The sequence below is a fragment of the Curtobacterium sp. MCBA15_009 genome, from assembly GCF_001864895.1.
GTDB lineage: Bacteria > Actinomycetota > Actinomycetes > Actinomycetales > Microbacteriaceae > Curtobacterium.
The window spans coordinates 95791-109160 of the sequence record NZ_MJGO01000039.1 but is presented as its reverse complement, the minus strand read 5'-3'; the positions used below and the strand labels follow the sequence as shown (position 1 = coordinate 109160).

Genomic DNA, 13370 nt, shown 5'->3' with positions numbered 1-13370 from the left:
GGGACGGTCCGGTAGGCTCTCACCCCGTGCGCGTACTGATCCACAATAGCGATTCGCCCCACAACCGCGGGGACCGGGCGATCCTCGCCGGCAACGTCGAACTCGTCCGCCGCCGCTGGCCGGACGCCGAGATCGTCTCCCTGTCGCAGTACCCCGAGCGGGACGCCGCGTGGTTCGGCATTCGGTTCCTGCCGGTCTCGCCGTACAGCACCGGCATCGGCGACCTGTTCGCCCTGCTGCGTGCCGCCCGCGGCGCCGACGTCGTGCTCTGGGGCGGCGGCGAGATCCTCAAGGACTACACGAACAAGCTCGGCCTCGTGTACTGGTTCGGCAAGATGCTGCTCGTCCGCGCGGTCAACAAGCACCTCGTCGGGGCGTTCCAGGGCATCGGCCCGACCACCGCAGGCATCAGCAAGCGCCTCATCCGGGCCACCGTCGACCTGTGCAGCGCGTTCGCGGTCCGTGACGACGAGTCCCGCGAGAAGCTCCTGTCCTGGGGCGTGACGACGCCGATCGTGTCGTCCTTCGACCCCGCGGTGGTCGGCACCGTCACCACGCCCGACGCCGACGTGCTCGAACGCCTCGAGCGCACCACCGGCCTGACCGCCGAGCAGCTCGAGGGCTCGATCGGCTTCGGTGTCCGCCGCTGGTTCCACTACAAGCGCAGCGGCTGGATCCCCTTCCGGTTCCTGCCGAAGCGCTTCCGCCAGACCGGCGTCGACAGCGACAAGCTCGTCACCTACCGTCAGGCCGTCGCTGACCTGGCCGACCGCGTCATCGACCGGTGGGACGCCGACGTCGTGTTCTACCCGATGCACATGGAGGCGTCCGAGGGCGACGCCGCCTTCGCCCGCGAGGTCATCGCGCTCATGCGGCACGCCGACCGCACCCACGTGGTCGAGGCGGACGCGTTCTCGCCGTCCGAGTACGCGGGCCTGATGTCCCGCAGCCGGCTGTTCCTGGCGAGCCGCCTGCACTCCGCCATCGTCGCGACGATCGCGGGCGTGCCGGCCGCGGTGCTCTACTACGTCGACAAGGGACGGCTGTTCTTCGAGCAGATGGGGCAGCAGGAGTTCTCGAAGCCGATCGAGTCGGCGCTCGAGCCGACCTTCGTCGACGACGTCACCGCGCAGCTCGAAGCGCTCGACGCGGACCGCGACGTGGTGCGGCAGCAGCTCGCCGACGGTGTCGCCCGGATGGCGACGGCGCTCGACGCCGACTTCGCCGAAGCGACGCGCGACGTCCGCTGACCACCGGCACACGACGTGCGGCCCGCGACCGCACGCAGCTGACGGACGGGAGGCCCGTGGCGACGCCGCCACGGGCCTCCCGTCCGTCGACCCCTAGGCTGACGCCATGACCGAACGTCGTTCCCTCATCCTCGCCGGTGGCATCGTCGCCGCCGCCGGCGGCGCCGTCTCCGCCGTCGGGGCGCTGATCCTCGTCGTGTCCGCCGCGACCGGCGGGAGCTTCCCCTTCGGGGCGGCGTTCCTCGTCTTCGCGGGTGCGCCGGTCACCGTCATCGGTCTGGTGCTGCTCGCCGTCGGCTGGGCGACGGGCCGCCGGGCGCGGACCCGTTCCTGACGGGGCGCGCCGGCGCCGTCACTCCGTCTTCGCCGCGAAGCGCTTCAGGTAGGTGACGGAGTTCCGGTAGACGTCCTGGTCACCAGGCAGGGTGCCGCTCGACGCCCACTGCCAGAAGGTCCACTTCGACCAGCTGCGGCCGAGCGTGCCCGGCGTCGTGAAGTCGTGCACCGGGTACAGGGCCACGAACAGCGCGTTCTTCGAGAACTGGTTGCTGTTGTTCGTGCAGCGCTTCCACCAGTCGGTCGTCGTGTAGATCGCCGGGTAGCGGTGGACCTTCTTGTGGACCGTGTTCGAGAAGTCCTTGATCCAGTTGCGCATCTGGCCCCAGCTCAGTCCGTAGCAGGTGCCCTGCGCGGCGCTGCCGTACTCGATGTCGAGCAGCGGGGGGAGCGTCTTTCCGTCCTTCGACCACTGCCCGCCGTGCGCGAAGAAGTAGTTCGCGGTGGCCGCCCCGCTCGCTTGGCTCGGCTGCGCGTAGACGTAGCCACCACGGATCAGGTTGCGCTGCTTCGCGGTCGCGTACTGCTGCTTGTACGTCGAGCTGACGTACGACGTGCCCTCCGTCGCCTTGACGTAGACGAAGCGCGCCCCGTTCCGGTACGACTGCCGGAAGTTGACGCTCGGCTGCCAGGCGCTGATGTCGAAGCCCTGCACGCGGCCGGGCAACGGGCCGGACGCCTTCGCGGCGGCGGAGGTGCTCAGCGACTGCGCGCTCACCCCGCCGGGAGCGACACTGACGTGCGTCTCACCGGCGTGGGCGGCGATGCCGGCGCCCATGGTGTGGTTGCCGGTGCGGTCCATCTCGGCGATGGAGAGCTCCTGCTCCGGGGCGGCGGGAGCCGACGTCGTCGCGGCGGAGGACGCCGAGGGTGCCGGTGCGGTCGGGGCTGCCGGTGCGGTCGGGGCCGCAGCGGCGACCAGCGGCCCGCTGCCGAAGGTGATCGCTCCGGCGACGGCGGCAGCGGTGCCGAGTCCGATGAGCCTGGTGATGGGTGCGCGCATGTGGTCTCGTCTTCCCTGTCGAGATGCCGTGGGGGCCTGATCTCCCACGCCGCAGTCCGAGCGATGCTACCGGGCCTCGGCGACACCTGTCCGCCTGGCGCACGCGTGCCGTCGCCGCCGACGCGGACGGGCCGTCGCGCTGGTCGGCGCTGCCGGCGGCCACCGTCCCCGGTGCTGGCGGTGCCGGCGGTGCTGGCCGCGCTGGCCGCGCTGGCGGCGCTGGCGGCGCTAGCGGTGCTCGCGGGTCGGGCGTGCGCCGTCGGTGTCGTCGATCTCCACCTCGGGCACCCGCCCGCGCGAGGAGACCTCCTGCGTGGCGTGCTTCTGCCGACGGTTCAGGAAGTTGCGTTCCACGAGCCACCACATGCCGACGCAGATCGCGAGCGTGACCGGGATGACAACGACGACCATCATCAGGAACTGCCACTTCGGGGACAGGCCGACCGGCAGGAGCAGCAGGTTGCCGAGGCCGAGCAACGGGCTGTGGAAGAGGTAGACCGAGTACGACACCAGGCCCGCGAGCACGAAAGGCTTCCACGCGAAGAACCGCGCGAGCCAGGTGTGCTGCCCGGTGACGGCCCGGCGTCCCATCCAGGTGAGCAGGATGCCGGCGAAGAGGCCGAGCACGACCTCGGACGGCCAGGTCTGGTGCTGCCAGTAGTCGCGGTTGCGGAAGAACACCAGGAGCGTGCCGACGAACATCGCCGCGACGAACACGCCGCCCTGCCAGCGGGGACCGCCGAGCTTCGAGGACTCGAGCTTGCCGGTGAGGTGCTCGTCGCGGGCCTTCACCGTCAGCTCGGCCGCGAGCATGCCCACCGCGAAGAGGCCGACGAACCACGGGTGCATCCAGGAGTAGCGGCTCTCGGCACCCATCCACATGCCGATGAGGACCAGCGACGAGGCGGTCGCCCACCCGCCGAAGACCTTCCAGAGCGGCAGGATCAGCAGCGGCATGAGGAAGTAGATCTGCCACTCGACGGCGACGGTCCACATCGGCCCGTTGATCTTGCCGATGTACTGCGGGAAGAAGTCGTGCACGAGGAACAGGTGGGTGAGGAACGTGCCCCAGCCCATCGGCAGCTTGGTGTCCCACTGGGTGCCGCCCGGCTGCCCCATCACCGGGACGAACAGGATGATGAGCGCGAAGACGACGAGCGACGCCCAGTACGGCGGGATGATGCGTCGGGCGCGGCGCCAGATGAACTTCCAGAACCCGCCGGGCAGCCGGTAGCGGTCGAACCGGGTCACGACGGGCAGCATCAGGACGTACCCGGACAGCACGATGAAGAGCGGGACCCCGAGGTAGCCCCACCCGATGATCGGACGGAGCCACGGCAGCTCGGTCGGCCCGGTGCCCTTCATCCCCGTGAAGAGGTACGCGTGGTAGAACACCACGGCCAGGGCCGCGAGACCGCGGAGGCCGTCGAGGTACGGGAACTCGAGCCGACCGCCCGATCGGGGAGCGGCGACCGGCGTCTCGGCTGCGGGATCGGTTGCGCGGGTTTCGGTGGCCAACGAACGTCCTCGTGGTGGTCGGAGCGGGGTCGCAGGCAGTCTCCCACACGCCGACCACGGCACGCGATCCGCCACGGTGCGGTCGGTCGAGCGAACGGATGTCATGATGAAGCACGTGACCGTGACGACGCCCGCAGCACCGCAGATCACCTCCGAGCCCGTCCGACGGCGTCCGGAGGCGGGCACACGGCGGTACCGACACGTCGTGGCGCCCCTCGTGCTGGCCGTCCTCGTGGTCGTCGGGGTCGGTCTCAGCGCCGCCGTGGCGTACCACAACCGCCTCGGGGTGACGAACGTCGACGGCATCTCGTACATGGGCATCGCGCGCGAGTACGCGAACGGTTGGCTGCCGGACGCGATCAACGCCTACTGGTCGCCGCTGGTCTCGTGGATGATGGCGCCGTTCGTCGCGGCGGGCCTCGGCCTGCAGACGGCCTTCGCGGTCGTGAACTGCTTCGCCGTGGCCGTCGTGCTCGGCATCGGCGGGTGGCTCGTCTGGTCGCAGAACCACCGCATCGTCCCGGCGGTGCTGTTCATGGTCACGTCGATCCCCGCCCTGATGAGCGCGGTGTCGGTGCAGACGCCGGACCTGCTCGTCGTCGCGTGGATCGTCGGGTTCCTGTGGGCCCTGCGCTGGGCGGACCAGGCGCTGCACGGCACGCGGCGCGCACGGCTCGTCTCCGGTGCGGTGCTCGGCGCCGTGGCCGCCCTCGGGTACTTCACCAAGCTCTTCCTGCTGCCGGTCGCCATCGGCGCCGTCGTCCTCTGGCTGCTCCTGCGCGTGTGGTCCGCCCGCCGTCGGCGTGAGCCGGTCCGGCACTGGTGGACCGCGCCGGTCGCCACGATCGTCGTGTTCGCGGTCGTCATCGCCCCCTGGGTCGGCGCCCTGACCGTGAAGTACGGCACGGTGACCCTCGGGTCGTCGCTGTCCGTGAACATCGGCTCGAAGTTCGACGACGGCGGGCGGGCGACCGACTGGCCGTTCCTGCCCGTCCCGCCGAACCCGCACGCCTTCTCGCCGAACGAGGACTTCACCCCGTCGGTCTACAAGCAGGGTCCGATGGACAACCCGGACCCCGACGCCGTGCCGCCGACCACGACGACCACCACCGAGGACACCGGGCCGCGGGTGACGAAGGAGTCGGGCATCCCCGCCCGCGCCGCCTACTACCTGCACGAGCGCATGCTCGCCCTGCCCTACTACCTGCAGAAGATCAGCACCTTCGCGCCGTTCGCCGCGCCGATCGCCCTGCTCTTCGCCGCCGCGCTCGTCATCGGCGTCGTGCGCTTCCGCCGCTACGCGTTCACCTGCATCGTCGCCGCGACCACCCTGGTCTACTTCGTCGGCTACGGCATGATCACGTCGTCGTCGAGCGGCGGCGGCAACGCCCGGTACTACTGGCCGCTCTTGTACCTCACAGCGATGATCGGCGCACTCATGCTGCCGGCGGTCTGGCGCCTGGTGCGCCGACGCGGGGTCGTCCGCGCCGTCGTCGCGTGCCTCGCGATCGCCGTCGTCCCCGTCGCGTCCTTCACGCAGAACTGGGCCGGCTCGCCGGCGCCGTTCTACCCGTCGGTGAACCGGACCGAGCCGCTGCGCGTGCTCGGGCCGACCGAGGTCCCCGAGCTCGTCCGGCTCGCCGACCAGATCCGCGCGAGCGGCGCCCTGCCCGAAGGGGCCAACGTCATCGGCTCGAACTACCGCTCGCTCTCGTCGCTCGCCTTCCTGACCGACACGCACGTGTACGGTCGCTCAGGTCAGGGCTACACGTACCACTCCGACGCGATGCGCAACCTGTTCATCGACGAGGGCGTGCAGTACTTCGTGCAGTTCGACCCGGCGACCGCCCCGGCCCGCGACTACTCGGTGGCGGGGAAGCTCGTCGGCACCTACGACGCGACGATCTCGTGCAGCGCCGACCGCTCCACGGACCCGGAGATCCCGTGCCGCATCCAGATCGTGCAGCTCGCCCGGTAGCGGTCCGTCCGAGCGGCGACGCAGGGAGCCGGGCGCCGCTGCGTCTACGATGACCTGTGCCCGAGACCCGGCAGGAGAGTCGTTTGTCAGGAACCACCAGCGAGACCCCCGCGACCGAGGGGAAGCGTCCGTCCACCGCGCGACGGATCCTCGGGCGGGCGATCCCGATCGTCTTCTACGTCCTGCTCGCGGTGTTCCTCGTGCTCTACGTCCGGCACGTCGACTGGGCGCAGCTCGCCGGACTCGACTGGCAGTGGTCGTGGGTCGTCGTCGCGACGCTCATCAGCCTGGGCTTCCGCTACTGGGGCGTCGGCATCTGGTTCTACCTGCTCCGCCGACTCGGGGCGACCGGCCTCAAGGGCAGCGGCGTCACCCTGACCTACGTCTACGCGAAGTCGTGGATGGGGCGGTACATCCCCGGCGCCGCGACCTGGATCATCGGCAAGGTCTACTTCGCGTCGAAGCACGGCGTCTCGAAGGCGCGGCTCGGCGTGAGCGGCCTGCTCGAGGGCGCCCTGCAGATCGCCGCGACCCTCGCCCTGGCCCTCGTGCTGCTGCTCATCGACCCGCGCACCCACCAGCTCGACGTCTGGCTCATCGTCCTGATGATCGCGGCCTTCGTCGGCTGCGTCGTCTGCCTCATCCCGCAGGTGTTCGTGTTCCTCATCGGCATCGCGCTGAAGATCCTGCGGCGCAAGCCCCTCGAAGCCGACGTCCGCCCGAACCTCGGCACCGTCCTCGGCGGCGCCGGCCTGTACGTCGCCGGTGCGGTGCTCTCCGGCACGGCCTACTACTTCATCACCCTGGCGGTGTACCCGTCGCTGAAGCTCACCGACGCGGCGTTCGTCATCGGCGCCGCGAGCATGGCGTCGGCGATCAGCATGCTCGCCGTGTTCGCCCCCGGAGGCCTCGGCGTCCGCGAGGGCGTCCAGGCCCTGCTGCTCGCGCTCGTGATGCCGCCGTCCGTCGCCCTCGTCGTGGTGGTCGTCACCCGCGTCTGGAGCCTGGCCGTCGACGGCCTGTTCCTGCTCTGCGCCGCAGCCCCCACGTGGTTCCGCCGCGGCCGTCCGACCGACGACCCCTCGGCGGTCGAGAGCGGCGTGCCGGCGGCCTGAGGCTCCGCGCTCGGCGCTCCGCGCTCGGCGCTCCGCGCTCCCGTCCAGTGAGCAGAAGACGTCGGGTCTGGATGGCAGACCCGACATCTTCTGCTCACTGGATGTCGATACGACGACGCAGCGGGCAACGCACCGGCGGCCCGACGCCCGGCGCTCCCGGCCAGTGTGCAGAAGACGTCGGGTCGGGACGGACGACCCGACATCTTCTGCTCACTGGATGTCGTCAGGTCGACGCGGTGGGCAACGCACCGGCGGCATGGCGCCCCGTGCGCGGGCGCCGTCACCACGCCGCGGCGGGCAGCGCACCGGCGGCCTGACGCCCCGCGCTCCCGTTCAGTGAGCAGAAGATGTCGGGTCGGAGTGGGGGACTCGACCTCTTCTGCTCACCGAGTGCCGCCGCGACGACGCAGCGGGCAACGCAGCGGCGGTCTGACGCCCGGCGATCCCTTCAGTGAGCAGAAGACGTCGGGTCGGGGCGACGGACTCGACGTCTCCTGCTCACCAGGTGCCGCCACGGCGACGCAGCGGCGGCCTCACACCACGGTGACGGGGGCGTCGACCGCACCACGACGACCCGCGCGGGCGACCTGCACGACCGACGCCACCAGACCGGCCGCGACGAGGACCACCACGACGGCGAGCACGGCGGGCGGCACCGGGCCGAGCTCGGAGTACCGCAGGAGCCCGCGGCCCGTGACCGGGAACAGCGCGGCGTTCCAGAACCATGCGGACGCCACCGCGAAGCCGTAGACGCCGACCGCGGGGAGCAGCACCGCCAGGGCGACGGCTGCCCACGACCGCGCACGACCCGCCGGCACGAGTCGTCGCCAGGCGAGGGCGCTCAGCACGACGAGGCAGACGATCGCGGGGAAGTAGTACCGACCCTGCGTGGCGGCGACCTCGGTGGTGGTCAGGTACGAGTGGGCGCTCGTGCGGTTCTGGATGCCGATGAGCAGCGCCGGGAACACCGCCAGGCAGAGCGCGACGCGGAGCTGCGGGCCACGGCGGAACGCCCAGCCGACCAGGACGACGAGCGCGACGAGCGTGAGGACGGCCGTCAGCAGGTCGCCCATGCTCACCTGCGCCCGACCGCCGAAGCTGCCCCAGAACGTGCGGGCGAGGGTGCCCCACGACACGTCGAGGAAGTGTCCGAGGGTCGGGTGCTCACCCGGCGGGAAGTCCTTCGGGGGCCGCATCGCGGTGTAGCCGTTCGGCTGCACGCGGCCGTAGGCGAACCAGTTGTGGACCCACCACCACGCGCCGATCCCGCCGGAGACCGCCATCGCGACCACGGTGCGGACCACCCGTCGCCGCAGGGACAGCACCCCGGCGCCGGCGAACAGCACGACCACGGCGACGAAGGGGACCGCGGGCAGACCGGTGCCCTTGATCCAGACGAGCGCACCGAGGGCCACCGCCAACGCGATCGTCGTCCGCCAGCGGGTGTCGCCGGTGAGCAGGCGCGTCGCCAGCCAGGCGACGACACCCGCGACGAGCAGCACAGGGGCGTCGTTCGACACCGACGAGCCGATGGACGCGAGCTCCGGCGTCGCGAAGAGTGCGAGCGCACCGACCAGCGCGGCCCGCGGCGACCGGGTCACCCGGCGGACGGACGCCCACACCAGCAGCGGCAGGGCCGTCACGGCGAGGGCGTCGGCGAGGCGGAGCGCCAGGAACGCGTGGTCCCACCGCAGGTCGCCGTAGTCGACGGCCCGCAGGACCAGCCCGCCGGCGAGGTACGCGGTCGGCGGGTGCTGGGTCATCTGGTTGACCGTCGCCGACGGTCCCGGTGCGCCCTGCAGCAGGCCGCTCACGGTGGACCACTGGTCGGCCGGCTTCGTCGCCTGCTCGGCCTTGGCGGCCTGCACGGCGTTCGAGACCTGCAGCGCGCCCGGGTCGACCCACTCGCCGCCGAGTGCCACGTGCACCGCGGCGTCGATGTGCGCGGTCTCGTCCGGTGCCTCGAACACCGGGACGACGAGTGCCCACGCGACGAGCCAGAGGCCGAACGTCGCGGTGACGACGGCGATGGCGATGCGCTCCCACCGGGCGGCGCGGGTCGGCGCTGCGGGGGAGTCGGTGGTGGGGGAGCCGGTGGTGGTCGTGGGGGCCGTCACCCGACCGATCCTACGGTCGCGCGTCGCCGCTCACCTGCGGCCCGGGCACGGCCGTGGCGTCCGTCACACCGTCGACGACGTCGGACGGGGCCGCGGCGTGCACGGGCGTCGCGGTGTCCGCGACGGCGGCCTCGCCCGTGCGCTCCGGGTGGTAGACCCACACCTTGTACAGCCAGAACCGGAAGACCGCGCCGAGCACGAGCCCGACGATGTTCGCGACGTTGTCGGCCAGCACCGACGTCAGCCCCATCGCGTAGTGCGACACCGCCAGGCAGGCGAGCGCGATGACCATGCCGCCGAGCGACACGACGACGAACTCGATGCCCTCGCGGGTGGCGACGGCGCGGCGCTGCTCGCGGAAGGTCCAGTAGCGGTTGCCCATCCAGTTCACGAAGATGGCGACCGCGGTCGAGACCACCTTCGCCCAGAACGGACCCGAGTGGACGTCCGCCGGGTCGAGCACCGTGCTGCGGAGGACGTTGAACACCGTCGTGTCCACGACGAAGCCGACCGCTCCGACGAGGCCGAAGCGTGCGAACTGGGCGATGAGGCGCCGCACGAGCCCTCCAGGATCCGTAGAGTTGAGACGGGTCGCGCACCGCGGACCCGAAGAACGATTGTAGACAACGCGCTCTCGCCACCCGGTGTGAGTGCCGGAAGGATCACACAGCATGGCGTTGCGCGTCGGGGTCATCGGCGGAGGACAGCTCGCACGGATGATGGTGCCCGCCGCCATCGAACTCGGCATCGACATCCGGGTCCTCGCCGAGGGGCCGGACATGTCCGCGGCGATCGCCGCCACCGCCGAGGGCGACTACCACGACGTCGAGACCGTGCTCGCGTTCGCCCGCCAGGTCGACGTCGTCACCTTCGACCACGAGCACGTGCCGCAGGACGTCCTCCGCGCACTCGTCGACGCCGGCGTCGACGTCCGCCCCGGCCCCGAGCCCCTCGCCGTCGCACAGGACAAGATCACGATGCGCACCCGCCTGACCGAGCTCGGGCTGCCGGTGCCGGACTGGGCGGCCGTGCACGACCAGGACGAGCTGCGCGCCTTCCTCGCCGACCACGGCGGTCGTGCGGTCGTGAAGACCCCGCGGGGCGGGTACGACGGCAAGGGCGTGCGGGTCGTCTCCGACGCCTCGGACGTCGACGACTGGTTCATCGCGACCGCCGAGGCCGGTGGCGACCAGGCCCTGCTCGTCGAGGAGCTCGTGCCCTTCACCCGCGAGCTCGCGCAGTCCGTGGCCCGGCGTCCCTCCGGTCAGGTCGTCGCCTGGCCGCTCGTCGAGACCGTGCAGCGCGACGGTGTCTGCGCCGAGGTCATCGCGCCGGCGCCGGACAGTGCCGGGCGCATCGCCGACCTGACCGAGTCGATCGCCGTCCGCATCGCCGAGGCGCTCGGCGTCACCGGGGTCCTGGCCGTCGAGCTGTTCCAGACCGACGACGAGCGCATCCTCATCAACGAGCTCGCGATGCGACCGCACAACACCGGGCACTGGACCATCGACGGCGCCACCACGAGCCAGTTCGAGCAGCACCTGCGTGCCGTCCTCGACCTGCCGCTCGGCGCCACCGGCGCGTTCGCTCCCGCCTCGGTGATGATCAACGTCCTCGGCGGTCCGGCGGACGGCGACCTCGCCGCCCGCTACCCGGCAGCACTCGAGGCGTTCCCCGAGGCGAAGTACCACTTCTACGGCAAGGCCCCGCGCCCGGGTCGCAAGATCGGCCACGTCACCGTCATCGGCGACGACGTCGACGACGTCGTCTACCGCGCACGGGCGGCCGCAGCGCACTTCGACGACTGAGCGGCGGCCCGTCGACGCGACGGGGAGCGGACGGGAGGCCCGTGGCGGACGCCGCCACGGGCCTCCCGTCCGTCACCGGGTCGCGACACGGACGTCCGGGACGTCCCCAGGAGTGCCGACACCCCCTCGGGTGGCACCCGCTCTGGCGGGTGGTGACGCCGCCGACCGCGTGTTCCCATGGACGGGTCAGGGGTCGACCGTCCGAGGAGTGTGTCCATGCACCGCCGTCCGCGCCGTGCCGTCGTCTGCGCCGCCGCCGTGGCGCTCACCGCCGTCGTCGGCGCGCTGCTGCCGACGGCCACCGCGTCCGCCGCGACGTCCGCGACCGACATCCGTTCCGCGACCGCCGCGTCGCTGTACGGAGCCGGGCCGTACCGCTCCCCGACGAGCGAGGCCGCCAAGGCCGCGACGGCGCTCGCCGGGTCCGACGCGGCCGGTGCCTCGGCCGCGTCGACGATCGCCCGCTACCCGGTGGCGACCTGGCTCGGCGAGTGGGCGCAGGGCACGCAGCTCCGGAAGACGATCGACACCGCCGTCAGCGGGGCCGAGCAGTCCGGCACCACCGCCGTGTTCGTGCTCTACGCGATCCCGGACCGGGACTGCGGCGGGTACTCCGCCGGTGGCTTCGACGAGGCGTCCTACGACGCGTGGGTCGACCAGGTCACCGCCGCCGTCGCCGGGCACCGCGTCGCGGTCATCGTCGAACCGGACTCGCTCGCCATGCTCAGCAACGCCGCGTGCGACCAGGCCCTCGACCAGCAGCGCTACCGGATCCTCTCCCGCACGGTGGCCGGCCTGACCGCTGCCGGGGTGCCCGCCTACCTGGACGCCGGCAACTCGAACTGGGTCCAGCCGGCGACGATGGCCGCCCGCCTGGACAGCGCGGGCGTGCAGCAGGCACGCGGGTTCTTCACGAACGTCGCGAACTACTACCCGACCGCCCAGGAACAGGCCTACGCGCAGAAGGTCTCCGCGGCGACCGGGGGCTCGCACTACGTCATCGACACCTCGCGGAACGGGCAGGGCTGGCGCGGCACCTGGTGCAACGCGCCCGGCGCCGGCCTCGGCACCACGCCGCGGGTCGTCGCCGACGGCACCGCGCTCGACGCCCTGCTCTGGGTGAAGACCCCGGGCGCGAGCGACGGCACCTGCAACGGCGGACCGGCCGCGGGGAAGTGGTGGTCGACGTACGCGCAGTCCCTCGTCGCGAACGCCCGCCTCGGCGCGGCGACGCCGCAGCTGTCGCCGCGCGGCTCGCTCGAACTCGTGGCCGGCGCGGGCGGCGGCGTGCGTGTGCGCGGCTGGGCGTACGACGAGGACGACCCGACGCAGCCCGTCCGGGTCCGCGCGACCGTCGACGGCGCCGCGGCCGGCAGCATCGCCGCCGACGCCGACCGGTCCGACGTCGACGCGTCCGCAGGCGTCGGCCGGTCCCACGGGTTCGACGTCGTGGTGCCCGCGGCGGCCGGTCCGCGCCGCGTCTGCGTCACGGCGGTCTCGATCGGCGCCGGGGACGACACCGACCTCGGCTGCGCCACGGCGCGGGCCTACCGGCACGACCCCTACGGCGCGCTCGAGTCCGCGCGGGTGACGGCGGCCGGCATCGCGGTGACCGGGTGGGCCTTCGACGGGGACGCCGTCGGGTCGGCGACGACCGTGGCGGTGACGGTCGACGGCAGGACCGTCGGGTCCCTGTCCGCCGGGGTCACCCGCGCCGACGTGCACCGGACGTGGGGATCCGGCACGGCCCACGGGTTCAGCGGCACGGTGCCGGTCGGCGCGGGGAAGCACCGCGTGTGCGCCGTCGCGCGGAACACCGGAGCGGGCGCCGACCGTCCCGTCGGTCCGTGCCGGACGGTGACGGTGCCCGTCGCCGCCCCGGTCGGCAAGCGCGAGTCCGTGACCGCCGACACCGCCGGTCGGGTCTCGGTCCGGGGTTGGGCCTTCGACCGCGACGCCCTCGGACGGTCCGTCTCCGTGCGGGTCACGGCCGGCGGCCGGTCCGTCGGCACCCTGGTGGCCGACCGCACGCGGAGCGACGTCGACCGCGTGCACACGAGCGGCACGCGGCACGGGTTCGCAGGGTCGGTCCGTGTGGCGGCCGGCAAGCGCTCGGTGTGCCTGACCGCCGTCGGCATCGGCCGCGGCGGGGACACCGCGCTCGGGTGCAGCACGGTGCGGGTGCGCTGACCCGCTGGACCGCACCGCGCCACCGGGGCGGTGTGGGTTCCTGCTCGGCGTGCCG

10 protein-coding genes are annotated in these 13370 nt (G+C 72.4%); 6 read left to right on the top strand and 4 right to left on the bottom strand.

Annotated elements, in window-relative coordinates; genetic code table 11:
- Window positions 1–26: 26 nt before the first annotated feature.
- Window positions 27–1250, top strand: coding sequence for a polysaccharide pyruvyl transferase family protein (locus tag BIU97_RS13715; RefSeq protein WP_071261567.1), 1224 nt, complete (start codon window positions 27–29; stop codon window positions 1248–1250).
- A gap of 106 nt (window positions 1251–1356) precedes the next feature.
- Window positions 1357–1584 (top strand): hypothetical protein, encoded by a 228-nt coding sequence (locus BIU97_RS13710; protein ID WP_071261581.1) that lies wholly within the window; start codon window positions 1357–1359, stop codon window positions 1582–1584.
- A gap of 18 nt (window positions 1585–1602) precedes the next feature.
- Here BIU97_RS13710 and BIU97_RS13705 read toward each other — a convergent pair whose 3' ends face one another.
- Window positions 1603–2589, bottom strand: coding sequence for a GH25 family lysozyme (locus tag BIU97_RS13705; RefSeq protein WP_083404850.1), 987 nt, complete (start codon window positions 2587–2589; stop codon window positions 1603–1605).
- Window positions 2590–2817: 228 nt separating this feature from the next.
- Window positions 2818–4107, bottom strand: coding sequence for an acyltransferase family protein (locus BIU97_RS13700; protein ID WP_071261583.1), 1290 nt, complete (start codon window positions 4105–4107; stop codon window positions 2818–2820).
- Window positions 4108–4222: 115 nt separating this feature from the next.
- On the opposite strand from BIU97_RS13700, the gene BIU97_RS13695 reads away from it, so the two are divergent.
- Window positions 4223–6085 (top strand): ArnT family glycosyltransferase, encoded by a 1863-nt coding sequence (locus BIU97_RS13695; RefSeq protein ID WP_175472238.1) that lies wholly within the window; start codon window positions 4223–4225, stop codon window positions 6083–6085.
- 83 nt (window positions 6086–6168) lie between these two features.
- On the top strand, window positions 6169–7200 hold the full coding sequence (locus BIU97_RS13690) for a lysylphosphatidylglycerol synthase domain-containing protein (protein ID WP_071261588.1): 1032 nt from the start codon (window positions 6169–6171) through the stop codon (window positions 7198–7200).
- A 533-nt stretch (window positions 7201–7733) separates the two neighbouring features.
- Here the strand turns inward: BIU97_RS13690 and BIU97_RS13685 are convergent.
- A complete protein-coding gene (locus BIU97_RS13685; protein ID WP_071297963.1) occupies window positions 7734–9317 on the bottom strand; it encodes a DUF2142 domain-containing protein in 1584 nt (527 codons plus the stop codon).
- 10 nt (window positions 9318–9327) lie between these two features.
- On the bottom strand, window positions 9328–9876 hold the full coding sequence (locus BIU97_RS13680) for a GtrA family protein (protein WP_083420963.1): 549 nt from the start codon (window positions 9874–9876) through the stop codon (window positions 9328–9330).
- 112 nt (window positions 9877–9988) lie between these two features.
- Here BIU97_RS13680 and BIU97_RS13675 point away from each other — a divergent pair, with 112 nt between their 5' ends.
- Entirely contained in the window at window positions 9989–11125 is a 1137-nt protein-coding gene (locus BIU97_RS13675) for a 5-(carboxyamino)imidazole ribonucleotide synthase (RefSeq protein ID WP_071297962.1), read from the top strand.
- A 216-nt stretch (window positions 11126–11341) separates the two neighbouring features.
- Window positions 11342–13315 (top strand): glycoside hydrolase family 6 protein, encoded by a 1974-nt coding sequence (locus BIU97_RS13670; protein ID WP_071297961.1) that lies wholly within the window; start codon window positions 11342–11344, stop codon window positions 13313–13315.
- The last annotated feature ends 55 nt before the right edge of the window (window positions 13316–13370 follow it).